Source organism: Mucilaginibacter sp. NFX135 (assembly GCF_048565145.1).
Taxonomy (GTDB): Bacteria; Bacteroidota; Bacteroidia; order Sphingobacteriales; family Sphingobacteriaceae; genus Mucilaginibacter.
The window spans coordinates 1,198,559-1,216,779 of sequence record NZ_CP183412.1; the positions used below are offsets into that span (position 1 = coordinate 1,198,559).

Here is an 18,221-nt window from a genome sequence, read left to right on the forward strand (position 1 = left end):
AGGTATAAGATACAGAAAAGGCGCATTAGTTTAAAGCGGGAAACGCGGGTTGTGGTAACAAATTTGTTGGAGAAGGAAATGCATTGGTGCCGAACACTTTTAACTTATTGTAATTATCGACGTTCACGGGCCGGCAGGTGCATATATTTATCAATATACCATTGCTGTAAGGAGGAACGACGAAGCAATCTCATAGCTATTCTTATTCGTGAGAATGTACGGAGATTGCCGCGCTATCGCTCGTATGACGCGTGGAGAGGCAAAAATGCTAAAAGACAAAGAATAAGATTTACGACACGGTGATCTCGCCCCTTAAATCAAACTCCATATAATATTTTACCATCGCCGGGTCATCAAACATACCCAGCAGATACATCATTTTAGTTACAGCCGATTCAAAGGTCATATCATATCCGTTGGCTACGCCAATATCTTTGAGGGCACGACTGGTTTCGTATCGGCCCAACTCAACCGTACCTACCTTACATTGTGAAATATCTACGATCACTTTGCCACTGTCAATAGCGTTTTTCAACAGATCAATAAACCATTGATCTGTAGTGGTATTACCCGCACCAAACGTTTCCATTACAATGCCCCGTACGTCGGAGTTCAGGATAGTTTCTACTACCTTAGTGCCAATGCCGGGATATAGCTTTAATACAGCAACATCACTTACCAGGTTGTTATGGATAATGAGCTCGGTACCCTCCTGTGGATGCCTGATATCGTTAGCGCTAAAACGGAGGTGAACACCCGACTCGGCCAGTATAGGGTAGTTAGGCGAGCGGAACGCCTCGAATTTGGAAGAATTATATTTAAACGCCCGGTTACCGCGGAATAGTTTATAATCAAAGTAGATACAAACTTCGGGTACGCGTGCACGGTCGCCTTTTTTTGATTTGGCAATTTCAATGGCCGTCATCAGGTTTTCCTTGGCATCGGTGCGTATAGCGCTTATGGGCAGTTGCGAGCCGGTAAATATGATAGGTTTGCCCAGGTTCTCAAGCATAAAGCTTAAAGCCGATGCAGTATAGGCCATGGTATCGGAGCCATGTAAGATCACAAAACCATCGTTATCATGATAATTTGACTTGATGAGCCCCGCCAGTTCGCTCCAGATAGCCGGGTTCATGTTTGATGAATCGATGATCTCGTCAAAGGAGTGGACTTTAATCCGGCAGTTTAGTTTTTCCAGTTCAGGAACATTGTCCATGATCTGTTCAAAATTGATAGGCTTAAGTACTTTGGTCACAGGATCGGTCATCATTCCAATTGTCCCTCCGGTATAGATGATCAGTATCTGGCTCATGAAATAGGTTGTATGCTGTATAAATTCAATAAATAAATGTTGTTAAATCCCAAACAGCTGTTTTGAATTTTCAGTGGTTATATCGGCCACCATATCCAAAGTTATTTGGTGCAGCTCCGCCACCTTTTGTGCAATGTAGATCAGGTATGAACTTTCATTAGGCTTGCCGCGGAACGGAACGGGCGTAAGGTACGGAGAATCTGTTTCTAAAACTATATGTTTCAGGTCAATTTCGGCTACAACTTTATCCAAACCCGAATTTTTGTAGGTTACCACCCCGCCTATACCCAGGTAAAAGCCCAGATCTGTTACTTTTTGCGCTTGCTCCAGCGTACCTGTAAAGCAGTGAAATACACCACGCAGGTCTGCATCCTGTTCTTGTTGCAGCACCTCGTATACCTCGTTAAAAGCATCACGACAGTGGATAACAATAGGGAGTTTAAGACTTTTTGCCCAGTTGATCTGCTGGCGAAAGGCTTTTATCTGCTCATTTAAGGTGGTTTTATCCCAGTACAAGTCGATACCGATCTCACCGATAGCTACAATTTGATGCTGATGGTGCGCCTCCCGGATCTCATGAAGCTCCTGCTGCCAGTTTTCCTTTACCGAGCAGGGATGTAAACCCAGCATCGGGAAACACTGACCGGGATACGTTTTTACCAGGTCAAACACCAACGGTACGGATTCTCTGTCGACATTGGGCAAAAACAGGCGGCTGATGTTGTTGCTGAGGCAACGTTCCATGAGTGCAGCGCGCTTATCGGCAATGGTTTCGTAATACAGATGGGTATGTGTGTCAGTTAGTACCATAGTGCAAATATAGGTAGTGAAATGGTGAGTGGTGAGTGGTGAATTGGTGAGTAGGGAGTGGTGAGTAGTAAGTGGTAATTTTTTGCCTGAATCAGAATTTATCTAACTTGTCTCCCATTTTTTTAAACTCACAACTCACAACTCACTACTCACCACTCACTACTCACCACTCCCTACTCACCAACTCACAACTCACAACTCACCGCTCACCATCCTAATTTGTCTTTTTTGTGAGGGGCTTTCTGTAAACCCGTTTTTTGGCAGGGTTTATCACACCGGTTTTGGCTGCCGGGGCATGTTTAGCGGGTTTTACCTGTACAAGTTCCACATCAAATATCAATGTGCTGAATGGTGGTATATCCTGTCCGGCACCTCTATCGCCATAAGCCAGGCTCGATGGGATGATCAGTTTTGCTTTTGATCCTTCATTCAGTAGCAGCAAGGCTTCATCCCAACCGGGTATTACCTGTTGCTGGCCAAGTATTACACTTATCGGCTTATATTCACGGCCTGGCTGGTCTAAACCAGCGCTTTTGGCATCGGCCGCAATGCTGGAGTCAAATACTTTGCCATTCAGTATACGACCGGTATAATTTACCAGTACAGTATCGCCAGATAAAGGCTTACGTTTTACCGATGGTTTGGTAACCACGTATCTTAACCCAGAGCCGGTTGAAATAGCGTTTATTTTATTGGCAGCCAAATAGCTGTTGGCCTCGGTTAACTCTTTATCTTTTCGCTTTTGTCCTTCGGCATTCTTTTCCACAATCGCTTCATTCAGCGATTGGATCTTTTCTATTTTAATAACAAAGGTTAAATAGCTGCCTTTTGGAAAAAACGGAGGGCGAGCCTCTTCATGTCCTTTAAAAACAGAATCGGTAGGTACTTTAACCAGGGCGCTGTCTTTGGCCGCCAGCAAAGGAAATATATCCATCAGATCCCCTACATTTTGCGAGGCTTGTATTTGCGCCTGTACCGGCTTACCCGTTTTATAAGTGCTGTACAATAATGAATCTTTATCAGTAGTTTGGATAAAGTTAAAAGTGATCACATCATCTTTCTTTGCTTTTGGGCCCGTATTATTGGTAAATATTTTATACAAGGCACCATTAGCTGTCTTTTTCAGGTCGGTGGTTTGCTGGGCACTTGCGCTCATGGTAAATAAGGCAAGTAATGGCAGCAGAAAATAAATTGGATGTTTCATAATAACAAAAAAAGCCTTTTTGCCCGAAAGCAAAAAGGCTGTGTTCAATTTCTTTTAATTATTTAGTTGGCGGCGGTGTTAATTGCGGTACAACCGGTTTTGGTGCATTAGGGTTTGGTTTAACCACGTTTACCATTTCCATTTCAAACACCAGTGGAGTGTATGGGCCAATTGGGCCAACTCCCTGATCTTTATAAGCCAAATCAGATGGGATGATGAATATCGCTTTAGCACCTTTGTTTAACAATTGTAAGCCTTCGTCCCAGCCTGGTATTACTTTAGCCTGGCCAACAGGGATGCGGATAGGCGCAAACTGGCGCATAGGATCAACAGGTATTTTGGCTTTGGTTGCCTCTTCTTTAATACTGGTATCAAATACTTTACCGCTAACCAATTTACCGGTATAGTTAACTACCGCGGTATCGCCAACAGCTGGTTTTTCGCCGGTGCCCGGATTAGTAATTACATATTGTAAGCCCGATGCGGTTTTGGTTAATGTAAGGTGATGATCAGCAATATATTTTTTAATCTTAGCCGGCTCTTGTGTTTTTACTGCCTCACCAGCCGATTTAAGAAAATCCATTACACGACCACGGAACACCTCCTCATTAAGGTTTCCTTTAGCTATTACTTTTTCAACCTTAACTACAAACACCAAGTATTTGCTTTTAAAATTTGGAGGGCGCTGCATTCCCTTTTTAAATATCGAGTCAGATGCTATTTTAAATGTTGCACTATCCCCTTCACCTAACATTCTTACTCCCGCAATAAGCAGATCGCCTTTTGCCTGTTCTTTGGTAGGCATTGGAGTTTTTATCGCCTGGCCACTTTCATAAGTACTGTTCAGCACAGAGTCGCCATCGGTTTTCTGTACCATGTTAAGGACTATGTAGTCACCATCTTTAATTTTGGCACCGCCTTTAGAAGTATGAATATTATAAAGCAAGCCGCCATCGCCCTGCTTAAATCCACCGTTGCAACTTGCTAAACCGATAGCCGCAAGAGACAATAACATCAATTTTCTTTTCATTTTTACTGTTTTACTGTATTAATAGTTTTTTATATTCTGGTAATATTAGTTTAAATTGTTGTACAACCTGTTCGAGGCTATCCTCAGAATGGCCGCCGGCCGCATTACGGTGACCGCCACCATTAAAGTATTTTTTAACGATCTCATTAGCCGGAAACTCTCCTTTGGAACGCAGCGAAAGTTTTACCTTGTCGCGTCGTTCTACAATAAATGCCGCCAGGCGTATACTGGCCATGGATAAAGCATAATTTACAACACCTTCCGTATCTCCGGTATCAACGTCATACTTTTCAAGATCGTCTTTACTTACCGCGATAATAGCGGTATTATATTCGGGTAATACTTCAAGGCAACTGTCAAGACAATGCCCCAGGAACCTGAGCCGGTTTTCAGAAGCGCTATTATAAACCAGCTCATGGATCCGCCAGTTAACCGCGCCCGCATCAATCAGGTCGGCTACTATACGGTGTACGGTTGAGGTGGTATTGGGTAGCCTGAATGATGCCGAATCGGTCATGATGCCGGTATACAGGCAGGTAGCTACATCCTTATTAATTAGTTCGGGATGCTGCAGCTCATTCACAATAAAATCATAAATAAGCTGGGCGGTAGCACATGCGTTGATATTCCAGTGCCTGTAATCGTCAAAATCCTCGGGTTCCAGGTGATGATCGATCATGATCTTGTAAGCGCTGCTTTGGCCCACCAACTCACCCATTTGATTAATCCTGCCTAAGGCGTTAAAATCAAGGCAAAACACCATATCCGCATCAGCAATAAGCTTTGCCGACTGTTCCTGATGTTCGGTATAAATAATAACATCCTCGTTGCCGGGCATCCAGCTCAAAAAATCGGGATAATCTGTAGGGGTGATCACCTTGGCATGATGGCCTTGCTGTATCAGATAATTATATAACCCTAACGACGAGCCCATCGCATCGCCATCAGGTTTATGATGGGTAGTGATCACTATTTTTTGAGGCTGTGCTAAAAGTTCTTTAAGCGAGGCTAAATCTAACATCAATTTTAAAAAAGAGTTGCAAAGCTAAATAAATAAATTAAATACAAACCATCTAATTTAATTCAAAACGCTTTATGTTACAGATGTAAAAACCTATTTTTGCGCCAATTTTAAAAAGTAAAAATGAAAACCAACAGAACTTTTACCATGATAAAGCCAGATGCGGTAGCAAACGGCCACATTGGTGCGATTATAGACAAGATCACGAAGAGCGGATTCAAGATCATCGCCCTTAAATATACCTCATTGAGCCCCGAAAAAGCCGGTCAGTTTTATGAAGTGCATAAAGAACGCCCTTTTTATAAAGACCTTGTTAGCTTTATGTCATCGGGGCCTATCGTAGCCGCCATTTTAGAGAAAGACAATGCTATTGAAGATTTCCGTAAACTGATCGGCGCTACCGATCCGGCTAAAGCGGAAGAGGGAACTATCCGTAATCTGTTTGCCAAATCAATTGATGCAAACGCCGTTCACGGATCTGATTCTGACGAGAATGCAGCGATAGAAGGTAATTTCTTCTTTTCGGCTTTCGAAAGATTTTAACTCTTAGATAATTTACCGGTGTAATTCAGTTAATTGCACCGGTAAATGTTATTTTTTTGTTCTGTTTTGGTATATGTTTTGTAGATTTACCTTACAGGGTTAATATTTTGGTTTTGTTTATTTCACCCTGAATTAATAACCCTGGTAATTTTTAAAGTTATACAGTATGAAACTATTTCTGAAATGTATCATATACCTGTTACTCGTTGTGTGCCTGGCAGCAGCTTCTATCCTGTTATATAAAGCCCACCCCGAGGTTCAGCTGGCTTTTATTATTCCGGGCATATTTATTTTTGCCTACTCCATGATTAGTGATGACATTGGCGTAAAGCACAAGCTTCGTTTTTCTAAAGGAAAATAATTTCCTCAACCAATACCCCGTTTGCTTTCTCGTTTATCTTGTCCATGATCTGGGCACGCATCATCATGAGTTCGTTTTTGATCACGGATGATTCTATACGCAGAAACAATTTTTTATCGCGGATAAATAGCTCTTTGGTTCTGTTAGCTACAGGCTTCCCCACCAGCTCGGGCCAGGCGGCCACTACGGCAGTTTCATCAAAGCGGCGTTTAATTTTATAAACGTTCAGCATTTGGTCAATAGCATCTTTTAACGATTTGTCATTTGCTTTACGCATCAATTACCCCTCCTGTTACTTTAAATAGTTTTACCTCTACGTCTATTCGCTGAAAAATGTCCTGTACGCGGTTTACGCTGGTATCAGTAATAAACACTTGTCCAAAATCATTATTGGATACCATTTTCATCAGCTTGGTAACACGCCCGTCATCCAACTTATCAAAAATATCATCCAGCAGCAGTAGGGGTTTAAATCCTTTTTGCTGATATAAAAATGTATACTGTGCCAGTTTAAGCGCAATTAAAAACGATTTTTGCTGCCCCTGCGAACCGAATTTTTTCATTGACATGCCATGGATGCCAAATTGCAGGTCGTCCTTATGTATGCCCACGGTGGTACGCTCCAGCGCCCGGTCGCGTTCCACATTCTTTTTTAACAAAGCCGCGAAATCGTCCTGTAGTAACTGCGACTCATAAACCAGCTCAACGCGCTCGGCCCCATCACTTAAAAAACCATAATGACTGTTAAAAATAGCGGTAAAGCTTTCCATAAAAGCTTTGCGTCTTTCAAATATACGGTTACCGGAATTCGCCAGCTGTTCGTCAAGCACCTCCAGCAAACTGGGGTCATAGCGACCGGTATCGGCAATTAATTTTAACAACGCGTTACGGTTGGCCAGTACCTTATTGTAGGTAATGAGCTCGTCCAGGTAATGGTTATCGGTTTGAGATATCACATTATCAATAAACTTGCGGCGCTCCTCACTGCCTTCGGTAATAATACTGGTATCGTACGGCGAGATCATCACCAGTGGCAACAACCCTATGTGATCAGCCAGGCGCTGATAATCTTTTTTATTCCGTTTAAACTGTTTTTTCTGATTCCGCTTAACAGAACAGGCCACCGCCTCGGTTTGCTCGTTTTTATTAAACACCCCGGTAATGATAAAAAAGTCCTCGTCCTGTTTTATCTGCTGGCTGTCAATCGGGTTAAAATAACTTTTACATAACGACAGGTAATGAATAGCATCCAACAGATTGGTTTTGCCAGCACCATTGTTACCGGTGAAGGCATTCACCCCCGCGCTAAAGGTAAGCTCGGCCTCCTGGTAATTTTTAAAATTGATGACTGACAGTTGCTGCAAATACATAACGGGGAGGCAAAGTTAGGGAATTAGTTCATTAGTTCACTTGTATCATTGGTTCATTAGTTTGTCCAAACAAGAATTTATTTGTAGTCCGCTAATACAAACCCAGGTCTTTTTTATCCATCAAAACCAATGAACTGATGAACAAATGAACTATAAAACCATCTCCATAAAGATTTAATACAAAAGCTATTGTCAGAAATTTTGAAAACCGTAACTTTGCACACTTAATTTTAGAACAACAATGTCAAAAACCCAGGCGAACACCAAAGCTGCAGCACCAGAAAGTAATTTTGGACAAAGCGGAAATTTCGTGCGCGAGAATCAAAAAAGCCTATTATTTATAGGTGGGGCCATCATTGCCCTTATTGCTATTTATCTTTTATATCTGAAATTATATTTAGGTCCGCGCGAAGTTCAGGCTGCCGATCAGATGCACGTTGCGCAGGATTTTTGGGCTAAAAAAGATTGGGACAAAGCTATAAAAGGCGATGCCAGCTATCCGGGTTTTGAAAAGATCATTGCCGAGTACAGCAATACCAAAGCCGCTAACCTGGCTTATTTTTACTTAGGTACCGCTTATTTAAACAAAGGCGAATACCGTAAAGCCCTTGATAACCTGAACAATTATCGCGGTGACGACAGCATGGTAGCTGCAGAAGCACTGGGCAGCGCGGGTGATGCTTATGTAGAGCTAAAAGATTATGATAAAGCGGCCTCATCATTTAACAAAGCTGTTGATAAAGCGAAAAATAAATTTTTATCGCCTCTTTACTTAAAGAAATTAGGCTTGGTTTACGAAGAGCAAAAAGACAATAAATCGGCTACTGAGGCTTACAAAAGGATAAAGACAGAATATCCTGAAAGCGCCGAAGCACAAAATATTGACGAGTATATAGCTCGCGCCGAAGCGAAACTTTAATTGTTTAAAGGTTGCAATGTTTAAAGGTTGTAATGTTATGAGAGCTGAATCTCCCATAATTTTACAACCTTTAAGCGTTTAAAAGGAGTACGTTCTTAACCTTAAAACATTTCAACTTTTTAACTTTACAACAAAATGGCTACACAGCTTAAAAACCTATCTGATTTTTCAAATACCGAGATCCCATCGGCAAAACCATACCGCTTTGGCATTGTGGTAGCCGAATGGAATGCCGAAATTACCAATGCGCTTTACCAGGGTGCCTATCAAAGTTTGGTAAATAATGGTGCCCTGCCCGAAAATATTGTAGTATACCCGGTACCCGGCAGCTTTGAGCTTACCTCGGGCGCCGATCTGTTGTTGAAAAAAGGCGGACTGGAAGCGGTGATATGCCTGGGCTGTGTGATACAGGGCGAAACCCGTCATTTTGATTTTATTTGTAATGCTGTAGCAAATGGCGTAAGTAATGTTGCTATAAAATATTCAAAACCTGTTATATTTGGTGTATTAACCACTGATAACCAGCAGCAGGCTATTGACCGTGCCGGTGGTAAACATGGTAACAAAGGCGATGAGGCTGCTATTACAGCTATAAAAATGGCACATCTTGCCGAAACATTAAACAACTGATCAACGTAAAAACCTGTATCAATTAATACGATGAAAAAAATTATTTACATAGCGTTTATAGCCCTGGCGGTTGGCTGCATCATCTCATCATGCTCCAATAAACTATGCCCGGCTTATGGTTCATATCCTAAAAGCCGTCGTTAACAGGCAATTGTCATTTTTTATTTTCATTTAAAGCTATAGGAAGTTTTTTGCGTTATTTTGTGTTTTAATAACACTTATAGCACTGTACACTATATCATTATCTTTATGAATTGGATTTCGTTGGAGTCGGTAGATCAATTGAATAGCATTAAACAGCACCAGGGCTACAGCCTGATATTTAAACATAGTACCCGTTGTTCCATCAGCATGATGGCAAAAAAACGTTTTGAGTTGGACTGGGATGATCTTCCGGAAGACATGCCCCTTTATTTCTTAGATCTGATCAGCTATCGTGATCTGTCAAAACAAGTAGCCGAAATTTTCCAGGTACACCATGAATCACCGCAGTTGCTGCTGATCAAAGACGGTGAATGCGTGCTTGATCAATCACATGGCCAGATCTCGGTTGACGAAGCCCTGTCGGTTTTAAATTAGGTCCCCTATCCCCCTGAAGGGGGTACTTTCTGAAGAGCAGGCAATTTCTTAATCAAGACTGATTTATTAATTTCATCTGCACATTTGCATATTTTAAATCTGCACATCTGTATTATAATTTATTCGTAAAACTTGCGCTGTAGCCCATAAAGGGTTATTTGGTTTTTAACTACATTTGCATCATGATTGAATTACCGGTAGTTCCTGCTGTGAGCCAACAACCGCAACGTAAGCCTGATTGGCTTAGGGTTAAGCTTCCCATTGGAAAAGAGTATACGCATGTACGTGGTTTGGTTGATGAGCATAAGCTGCATACCATCTGCGAAAGTGGTAATTGCCCTAACATGGGCGAGTGCTGGGGAGCCGGTACTGCTACCTTCATGATATTGGGTAATATTTGCACCCGTTCCTGCTCATTTTGTGCCGTAGCAACCGGCAGACCATTAGCCGTTGATGTAGACGAACCAAACCGTGTAGCTACTTCGGTAAAACTAATGCAGGTAAAACACTGTGTGATTACCTCTGTCGACCGTGACGATTTAAAAGACGGCGGATCCATAATCTGGGCCGAAACCATTAACGCTATACGTCGCGAAAGCCCTGATACTACATTAGAAACTTTACTGCCTGATTTTAGGGGTAATTGGGATAACCTGGCACGTGTGCTGGAAACCCGCCCCGAGGTAGTATCGCATAACCTGGAAACTGTACGCCGCCTTACTAAGGAGGTACGCATCCAGGCTAAGTACGATCGTAGCCTGGAAGCTTTAAAACATGTATCAGAAGCTGGTTTACGCACCAAATCGGGCATTATGCTGGGTTTGGGCGAAACCGAAGATGATATTTTAGAGGCCATGGACGATCTGTTGGCGGCCGGCGTACACATACTTACTTTAGGCCAGTACTTACAGCCTACCCGTAACCACCACCCCGTAATTGACTGGATACACCCTGATCAGTTTGCCCGCTTAAAACAATTTGGATTAGATAAAGGTTTCAAATACGTAGAGAGCGGCCCATTGGTACGTTCATCCTATCATGCAGAAAAGCATCTGTTTGATATGTGATAATTCCTTTATATATTCACACTGTTGAGTAAGAAACATAAAATATCGCTGACCGAAGAGCAGTTGGTTCTTTCATTGAGAAATCATGAAAAAATAGCTATTGAGGCTTTATATGATATGTATTCTGCTTCACTGTTCGGCGTAATTTCACGTATTGTTGTTGATACCGCCATTGCTGAAGATGTTTTACAGGAAACTTTTGTAAAGATCTGGCACTCCTTCTCCAGCTATAACACTGAAAAAGGCCGCTTATTTACCTGGATGGTAAATATCGCACGTAACCTGGCTATAGATAAGATCAGATCAAAGGATTTTAAAAACCAGCATAAAAACCAGGAGATTGAAAATACCGTAAATGCTATTGACGAACAAAACAGTACAGTTTACAAGCCTGAGTTGATGGGTATTAAAGATCTGGTTGAGACATTAAGGCCTGAACAAAAATCAATAATCGATCTGGTGTATTTTAAAGGTTACACGCATGTGGAAGCTGCTGATGAATTAGGCGTTCCGCTTGGTACTATAAAAACGCGGTTGCGCATGGGGATACAGCAACTCAGAAAAAATTTTAATTGAAGTAGTGGAAGATATAAGAGCATATATTGAATCGGGGATATTGGAACTTTACGTTCTGGGGGATGTAAGCCCCGACGAAAGGTTACAAGTAGAAGAGATGGCCCAAAAGCATCCTGCCGTGAAAGCGGAGCTGGATGAAATTGAGCGCTCCCTGGAATCATATGCTCTGGAAAATGCCGTTGAACCATCAGAAAATTTACGTAGCCGGGTAATGGGCAGTATCCTCACTAATTTTGGCGACGATAATAACTTCCCGGAAAAGCCACACTCAGTTAATCATAAAGTGGTTGAGCTAACCGCCCGTAAAGAAACCAATTTTTATAAATATGCCTTTGCGGCCAGTTTGGCCTTGTTAATAGCCAGTACCATTGCTTTGGTAAGCGTTTACTCGCGGTTGCAGCAATCCAACAACCAATTGGAGGCTATACAGGTGCAAAACCAGCATTTCAGCAATCGTGTAAACTTAATGGACAGGGAACTGGGCATTTTCCGCGACCCATCTTTTAAACTATTAAAACTACAGGGAACAGCCGAAACTCCAGCCTCGGTTGTAACAGTGGCATTTAGCGCGGCCAGGAAAAAAGTGATGATAGATATGGGGAATGTCAAACTGCCGGAGAATGATAAAGACCATCAATACCAGCTTTGGGCATTGGTAGGCGGAAAACCGGTTGACCTTGGTGTTTTTGACGCCAAAAACGATTCGACAGGTATGAAGGAGATGAAGTCGATTGCGCTTGCAGATGCTTTTGCCGTAACCCTTGAACCTAAAGGCGGCAGCATAAACCCTACCATGGATCAAATGGTGGTTCTGGGTAAATTCTGATCCTCGTTATTCTCCTGTTTTATTGCATTTGTCATATTATGGCTCCTATAGCCCCTTCCCAGTTTAACAAATTTTAACACATTTTTTAGCTCAATTTAAGCTGTTTCTGGTTACTTTTGTAAACAAACCAGCGCCTTATTATGTTATTTAACAATTATTTAACCAAAATCAACACAAAATATTTGTTTTTTTGTAACTATTAGGGTAGTTAGTGCGTCTTATGTATAGTTAGATCGAAAAACCTGACGAATATCATAAATCTAACACCATAAATTTGAGTATTTAGTTCTTTATAAGATCAGTTAATAGTTAATCAAAAACGGTTGTATCAATACTTGCAACCGTTTTTTTTATGCTATTAATTTGGCCATGGTTATTGGCAATTGCGCGGTGAGCTTACCTGGCAAAACCACATTCAACCTATTTGGCAAGGCCAATTCATCGCCGGCTTTGCCGTGTATATAGATACCGGTAAGGCAGGCTTGCAGAGGCGTATATTTTTGAGCCAGCAGAGCCGCAATGATCCCGGTTAACACATCACCCATCCCACCTGATGCCATAGCCGCATTACCTGATGAATTAAAGTAAGCCTGCCCTTCTGGCGAAAGGGTTATGGTATAATCATTCTTTAAAACAATATGAAGATTCAGCTTTTTAGCCTGCTCCATACCTGTTTGCAACCGCTGCCACCAGTTTTTATGCTCCCCGAACAAACGATCAAACTCTTTCATATGGGGTGTTAGCACACTCCCTTCCGGTAATTTTTTCAATAGCTCCGGATGTTCTGCCAACAAATTAAGGGCGTCGGCATCAACAACGATAGGCTTTTTATGGTTTTTGATTACGGCTGATAGTAATTCAAGTGCATCATCACCCTTACCCAAACCAGGTCCAATGGCTATCGAACTAAATTTATCCCATTCTATTTGGGGCAGGTTATTTTCATTACGCACGATGGCCATAATCTCCGGCAGATAACTGTTCAGGGCAGTAAGGCCGCTTTCGGGAACACAAGCTGTGGTGAGACCTGCGCCCGCATGTACCGCGGCAGAAGCGGATAGTAGTGCCGCCCCCATGGTTTTGGCCTGCCCGGCTATGATAAGGGCATGTCCGTAAGTACCTTTGTTGCTAAAATGCCGCCGTGGTTTCAGCCAGGTCTTCACATCCTTTTCCTCTATAAACTGGTAAGGTGAGTTTATGGATCGTACATACTTTTCGTCGATACCAATATTTACCGCTTCCCAGCAATGAATATACTGGGCTGACTCCGGCAGCAAAAAGTTGATCCTGGGTTGCTGAAAGGTTATCACCAGATCGGCTTCAATAGCTGTGGCGTCCGCTTGTATCTCTCCGTTGCAGAAAAGCCCTGTAGGTACATCAACAGCCACCACTGTTTTGTTTAGGGCATTGATATGTTTAACCAGGCGCTCATAATCGCCGGTAAGCGGTTTGTTCAGTCCGCTGCCTAAAAGGGCATCGATAATGATGGCGCTGCTTTCATCCGGCAACTCATCGCCTTTATTTATTTCGCTTATCGGGATATCGGTTTGCTTTAAGCGCCCGAGGTTAATGTCAAAATCGGCAGAGGTTTTATCGCTGAAACGCACAATTTTGACAGTCAGTTTTTTATACTGATGCTGATGGAGTATGCGTGCAATAGCCAACCCGTCGCCGCCATTGTTGCCCGTGCCACAGTAAAAACTGATCGATTGTTTTTTATCCGGAAAGTGATTGATAAACCAGCCCACAAATGCTTTAGAAGCCCGCTCCATCAGATCGACAGAGGAGATGGGCTCATGGGCTATGGTATAGGCATCAGCCTGGCGTATTTGGTCGGCAACTAATAAAGGCAGCATATAATTCTAAAGTAAGGAATTATATGTTTTGTTTTGTAAAGAATGATTTTCAAATCTGGGTATCAAAATGAATATCAAAAGCCAATTAAGGCTAAAGCCTTATAGGTTTCTATTTGTAATCCGTTGGCTAAAGCCAAACGGCAATGATAAATATAAGGGGCTTAAATATTTCCATTCATTGCCGTCCCTATTTATGGGACGGATGGAGGAGGTAAAAGGCGGCTTTAGCCAAACCCTCAAAAGATAACTTCTTTATAAGCAGAATCAAGCACAATTTTCATTAATGCTTTTTGGAGAGGCTACGAAAGTGTACTTTACTTAACTTGTAATAATTTTGCCCGGTAATATCCTCTTTGTTCTCCCAGTTCTCTAAAGTTTCGTCTAATTGCCTTGACAACAATTTTACGGCGAAACGTCTGATCTCTGCAAAACCAGCCTCAGGCAGGGGCTTTTTTAATAGCCTCAACATCAATGCCTGTTGTTCATTTAAAGCATCCGACGATAATTCCTCCGCTCCCATAATTCAAATATAACGAATTCATTAGTAATATTTTGCTTTACAAGTTTAATGCACAAAGCTAAACTTACCCATCAGCACAGCGGGGTTATTACCAATGGTCATAGGTTCGCCGCACAGGGCCTCGTTACCCAGCAGGGCAAATAGTATAGCCTCTTTGGCATCGGGATCAATCCCCAGACTGCCGGTATCGGCAATAAGGGTATCGGCTAATGCCTGTTTTAAATAATTAACCACAAAAGGGTTTCGGGCACCACCTCCGCTTATAAATACGTGCAGATCATGGGCCGTGATATTTGTCCGGATAAAATGCTCGATAGCTACCGCGGTAAACATGCTTAGTGTACTTACCAGGTCTTCATTTTTAATATGTTCCGTCCCTGTTCGTAACTGCGCCTGCTCCACATAAGTTAAACCAAATAATTCGGGTCCCGTGGTTTTGGGAGCTGCTTCCTCAAAAAAAGCATGATTGAGCAATGCCCGGAGCAGATCCTCGTTTACCTTCCCGCTATAGGCAATAGCCGAATCTTTATCATACGCCGTATTAAAAAATTTACGACATGCCGCATCGATCAATGTATTCCCGGGACCGATATCTGTACATAAGATTTGAGTAGCATCGCCGTCCGCAGGCAGATAGGTGAGATTGGCTATCCCCCCTATATTTAATAATATCCGGTTTTCACCGGGCTTACTGCCTAACAGCACATCGCCATATAAAGCCAAAGGCGCACCTTCGCCACCGGCGGCAATATGTTTCTGTCTGAAATCGCTGATGGTTAATATCCCGGTTTTTACCGCCAGGTGGTCGCCATCGCCAATTTGCAGGGTGGCGTTGGGATAATTGACCCGGTGATGCAGGCGTTGGGGGGCATGGTAAATGGTTTGCCCATGACTGGCTATAAAATCAACCGTGCCTGCATCTATGTTCCAGCCGGCCAGCGCTTCCAAAACCAATTCGCCATGATAATTACCTATAAAAGCGTTCAGTAAAGTTACCTGCTCCAGGTCGGCCGTTTTGCGGGCAAAAACCTGTTGCACTTCATCCTTAAAACTTTGCTGATAAGGTATGGTGATAAATTGCAGCAACTCGAACTGGGTTTGCAGGCCACTACCGGTAAAACTGCACAAAGCAATGTCCAATCCATCCAGCGAAGTGCCTGACATGAGACCAATACCCATTTTTTTATTTTTTTGGGCGATATGGAACAGCTGCTGCAGATTTTGATTGAACGGTAACATGGCTTTAAATTACAATTTGTTGCGGGGCTTTGCAAAAGTTAAATTAATAAGCGGCCGCATCTCAACCCTTCTGCATCCCGATAGCTATCGGGAGACGGACTTTACACAAACGTTTGCGAATCAAAGTAAGAGAAATTAATGCCCTCACTACATAAATATCTGATATATTTGTTTTGGAACAAGCATATAAACTTATTAATACTGATACATGGCCCGATTAAATTTATTGGAAGAGACCCGGTACGAGAAGCTGCCGGTAAGCGTTTATGGAACCCAGCAACAAGCCTCGGTAGCGGTGGCTGCCCGCATTGCAGCGCTCATCCGCGACAAACAATCGCGCGGTGAAAAAGCCGTGCTCGGTTTGGCTACCGGTGTTACCCCCATCGGTGTGTATAATGAACTGGTTCGGCTGCACAGGGAGGAGGGGCTGTCTTTCCGTGACGTGATCACTTTCAATCTCGATGAGTATTATCCCATGAAACCTGACGCGGCCCAAAGCTATGTCACTTTCATGTATGAAAACCTTTTCAGCCATGTAGATATCGATAAAGCTAATGTGCACATCCCTGATGGTACTTTAGATAAAGATGATGTGGTGGCTTTCTGTTTAAACTATGAGCGCCAGATCGAAGAACTGGGTGGCCTGGATCTCCAGATCCTGGGTATTGGCCGTACCGGTCACATCGGTTTTAATGAACCGGGCTCTGCACCTAACTCGGGTACCCGTTTGGTGACCCTGGATGACCTGACCCGCAGTGATGCCGCCCGTGATTTTGGCGGCAAGGCCAACGTGCCTACCAAAGCCATCACCATGGGTATCGGTACCATTTTTAAAGCCCGTGAAATTATCCTGATGGCCTGGAGCAAGAAAAAAGCACCGATCATCAAAAAAGCGGTGGAAGGCGAAATGTCTGGCGAAGTACCGGCTACTTACCTGCAATTGTCAGACCATGTAGAATTTGTACTGGATGAAGCCGCGGCTTCGGAACTCACCCGTTTTGATACCCCATGGCTGGTTAAAGATTGTTCATGGGAGGATAATATATTGAAGAAGAAAGCGGTGATCTGGCTGGCGGATACGATCGGTAAACCGGTATTGAAACTAACCGAGGAAGATTACAATAACCATGGCATGGCGCAGCTGGCCGTGGAACAGGGTCCGGTATACAACATCAACATTGATATTTTTAACCAGATCCAGCATACCATTACCGGCTGGCCGGGTGGCAAGCCGGATGCGGATGATTCACAGCGCCCGGAAAGAGCTTTGCCTGCCAAAAAGCGTTCGATCATTTTCTCACCCCACCCGGATGATGATGTGATCTCGATGGGGGGTACATTTATCCGTTTGGTAGATCAGGGGCATGATGTGCACGTGGCTTACCAAACCTCGGGTAATACCGCCGTTTGGGATGATGATGTGTTACGTTATATGGAGTTTGCCATTGATTTTACCAACAGTATCGGTGAAGATCCTGGTCACCTGAAAAAACTGTATGAAGAGATGCGGGCTTTCTTTCCGCAGAAACAGCCTAACCAGATCGATACCCAGGAGATCCGCAATGTAAAAGGCTTCATTCGCAAGACCGAAGCTATCTCGGGTGCCCGTTACGCGGGTTTGCCGGATGACCATATCCATTTTATGGCTTTGCCTTTTTACGAAACCGGCAAAACCAAGAAAAACGCCGTGGGTGAGGAAGATATCCTTTTAACCATTGAACTGTTACAAAAAGTAAAACCACAGCAGATCTTTGCTGCCGGTGATTTTGCCGATCCGAATGGCACGCACCTGGTTTGTTTCAACATTATCCTGGCTGCTTTGGCACGCCTGAAAGGTAAGGAAGCCTGGGTGGATGATTGCTGGCTGTGGATGTACCGTGGTGCATGGCATGAGTTTGAAACCTATGAAATTGAAATGGCCGTGCCGCTTTCGCCACAGGAGGTGATCCGTAAGCGCAATGCCATTTTTAAACATCAGTCGCAAAAAGATCGTCCCGTGTTCCCGGGTGATGATGCAAGGGAATTCTGGGTGAGGGCCGAGGACCGTACCCGTGACACTGCCCAGCGTTATGACCGCCTCGGACTCGCAGAGTATGAAGCCATGGAGGCGTTTAAGCGTTATATATTTTAGGTTATACGTTTGACGTGGTAGACAAACAACATGTCATTGCGAGCGGAGCGTGGCAATCTCTTCGCGTTTATATGCACCCATCGGCTGTGTCCTCACAGCCGATTTGTTTACCAATTGAAATAGTAGCCAGTGAGGACACAGGCAACGGGAATAAAAAAAAGCCTGGGTATGTGCGCTTAATGAAACCCCTCCCTGCCTTTGCGCGCAAGCCAACCGCACCCCTCCCG

Annotated in this window: 19 protein-coding genes; 9 read left to right on the plus strand and 10 right to left on the minus strand. The window is 43.3% G+C overall.

Annotated elements, in window-relative coordinates; all coding sequences use genetic code 11:
• Positions 1-289 precede the first annotated feature (289 nt).
• The 5 genes from ACNURT_RS05230 to ACNURT_RS05250 all read right to left on the minus strand — a co-directional run bounded on the left by ACNURT_RS05230 (position 290) and on the right by ACNURT_RS05250 (position 5,377).
• The gene (locus tag ACNURT_RS05230) at positions 290-1,312 is read right to left on the minus strand and encodes an asparaginase (protein WP_419700840.1); all 1,023 of its coding nucleotides are present in this window, start codon (positions 1,310-1,312) and stop codon (positions 290-292) included.
• A gap of 42 nt (positions 1,313-1,354) precedes the next feature.
• Positions 1,355-2,122 (minus strand): TatD family hydrolase, encoded by a 768-nt coding sequence (locus ACNURT_RS05235; RefSeq protein ID WP_419700841.1) that lies wholly within the window; start codon positions 2,120-2,122, stop codon positions 1,355-1,357.
• 214 nt (positions 2,123-2,336) lie between these two features.
• Positions 2,337-3,374, minus strand: coding sequence for an FKBP-type peptidyl-prolyl cis-trans isomerase (locus tag ACNURT_RS05240; protein ID WP_419700842.1), 1,038 nt, complete (start codon positions 3,372-3,374; stop codon positions 2,337-2,339).
• 10 nt (positions 3,375-3,384) lie between these two features.
• On the minus strand, positions 3,385-4,356 hold the full coding sequence (locus ACNURT_RS05245; protein WP_419700843.1) for an FKBP-type peptidyl-prolyl cis-trans isomerase: 972 nt from the start codon (positions 4,354-4,356) through the stop codon (positions 3,385-3,387).
• 10 nt (positions 4,357-4,366) lie between these two features.
• The gene (locus ACNURT_RS05250) at positions 4,367-5,377 is read right to left on the minus strand and encodes a DHH family phosphoesterase (protein WP_419700844.1); all 1,011 of its coding nucleotides are present in this window, start codon (positions 5,375-5,377) and stop codon (positions 4,367-4,369) included.
• Between the two features lie 123 nt (positions 5,378-5,500).
• Here ACNURT_RS05250 and ACNURT_RS05255 point away from each other — a divergent pair, with 123 nt between their 5' ends.
• Complete coding sequence (locus tag ACNURT_RS05255; protein WP_419700845.1) at positions 5,501-5,920, plus strand: nucleoside-diphosphate kinase; 420 nt, start codon at positions 5,501-5,503, stop codon at positions 5,918-5,920.
• Between the two features lie 166 nt (positions 5,921-6,086).
• A complete protein-coding gene (locus ACNURT_RS05260; RefSeq protein WP_370994893.1) occupies positions 6,087-6,281 on the plus strand; it encodes a hypothetical protein in 195 nt (64 codons plus the stop codon).
• On the opposite strand, the gene ACNURT_RS05265 is transcribed toward ACNURT_RS05260, so the two are convergent.
• Together ACNURT_RS05265 and recF are read right to left on the minus strand one after the other, a co-directional pair.
• On the minus strand, positions 6,268-6,558 hold the full coding sequence (locus ACNURT_RS05265; protein WP_370994892.1) for a DUF721 domain-containing protein: 291 nt from the start codon (positions 6,556-6,558) through the stop codon (positions 6,268-6,270). The genes ACNURT_RS05260 and ACNURT_RS05265 overlap by 14 nt on opposite strands.
• The gene (gene recF, locus ACNURT_RS05270) at positions 6,551-7,651 is read right to left on the minus strand and encodes a DNA replication/repair protein RecF (RefSeq protein ID WP_419700846.1); all 1,101 of its coding nucleotides are present in this window, start codon (positions 7,649-7,651) and stop codon (positions 6,551-6,553) included. The genes ACNURT_RS05265 and recF overlap by 8 nt, the downstream gene beginning before the upstream one ends.
• Positions 7,652-7,892: 241 nt before the next feature.
• Here recF and ACNURT_RS05275 point away from each other — a divergent pair, with 241 nt between their 5' ends.
• From ACNURT_RS05275 to ACNURT_RS05300, 6 genes are all read left to right on the plus strand, one after another.
• Complete coding sequence (locus ACNURT_RS05275; protein ID WP_419700847.1) at positions 7,893-8,570, plus strand: tetratricopeptide repeat protein; 678 nt, start codon at positions 7,893-7,895, stop codon at positions 8,568-8,570.
• 135 nt (positions 8,571-8,705) lie between these two features.
• Positions 8,706-9,200: a 6,7-dimethyl-8-ribityllumazine synthase gene (gene ribH / locus ACNURT_RS05280; protein WP_090472642.1), complete on the plus strand. Its 495-nt coding sequence runs from the start codon at positions 8,706-8,708 to the stop codon at positions 9,198-9,200.
• Positions 9,201-9,449: 249 nt separating this feature from the next.
• Positions 9,450-9,779, plus strand: coding sequence for a bacillithiol system redox-active protein YtxJ (gene ytxJ / locus ACNURT_RS05285; RefSeq protein ID WP_419700848.1), 330 nt, complete (start codon positions 9,450-9,452; stop codon positions 9,777-9,779).
• A 182-nt stretch (positions 9,780-9,961) separates the two neighbouring features.
• Positions 9,962-10,846: a lipoyl synthase gene (gene lipA, locus ACNURT_RS05290; protein WP_370994888.1), complete on the plus strand. Its 885-nt coding sequence runs from the start codon at positions 9,962-9,964 to the stop codon at positions 10,844-10,846.
• Positions 10,847-10,870: 24 nt separating this feature from the next.
• Positions 10,871-11,422: an RNA polymerase sigma factor gene (locus ACNURT_RS05295; protein ID WP_419700849.1), complete on the plus strand. Its 552-nt coding sequence runs from the start codon at positions 10,871-10,873 to the stop codon at positions 11,420-11,422.
• 4 nt (positions 11,423-11,426) lie between these two features.
• Entirely contained in the window at positions 11,427-12,248 is an 822-nt protein-coding gene (locus ACNURT_RS05300) for an anti-sigma factor (protein ID WP_419700850.1), read from the plus strand.
• 350 nt (positions 12,249-12,598) lie between these two features.
• On the opposite strand, the gene ACNURT_RS05305 is transcribed toward ACNURT_RS05300, so the two are convergent.
• The 3 genes from ACNURT_RS05305 to ACNURT_RS05315 all read right to left on the minus strand — a co-directional run bounded on the left by ACNURT_RS05305 (position 12,599) and on the right by ACNURT_RS05315 (position 15,863).
• Complete coding sequence (locus ACNURT_RS05305) at positions 12,599-14,104, minus strand: NAD(P)H-hydrate dehydratase (RefSeq protein ID WP_419700851.1); 1,506 nt, start codon at positions 14,102-14,104, stop codon at positions 12,599-12,601.
• Between the two features lie 280 nt (positions 14,105-14,384).
• The gene (locus ACNURT_RS05310) at positions 14,385-14,624 is read right to left on the minus strand and encodes a hypothetical protein (protein WP_419700852.1); all 240 of its coding nucleotides are present in this window, start codon (positions 14,622-14,624) and stop codon (positions 14,385-14,387) included.
• A gap of 45 nt (positions 14,625-14,669) precedes the next feature.
• The gene (locus ACNURT_RS05315; protein WP_419700853.1) at positions 14,670-15,863 is read right to left on the minus strand and encodes an anhydro-N-acetylmuramic acid kinase; all 1,194 of its coding nucleotides are present in this window, start codon (positions 15,861-15,863) and stop codon (positions 14,670-14,672) included.
• A gap of 208 nt (positions 15,864-16,071) precedes the next feature.
• Here ACNURT_RS05315 and nagB point away from each other — a divergent pair, with 208 nt between their 5' ends.
• Positions 16,072-17,994 (plus strand): glucosamine-6-phosphate deaminase, encoded by a 1,923-nt coding sequence (nagB, locus tag ACNURT_RS05320; protein WP_419700854.1) that lies wholly within the window; start codon positions 16,072-16,074, stop codon positions 17,992-17,994.
• Positions 17,995-18,221: the final 227 nt, after the last annotated feature.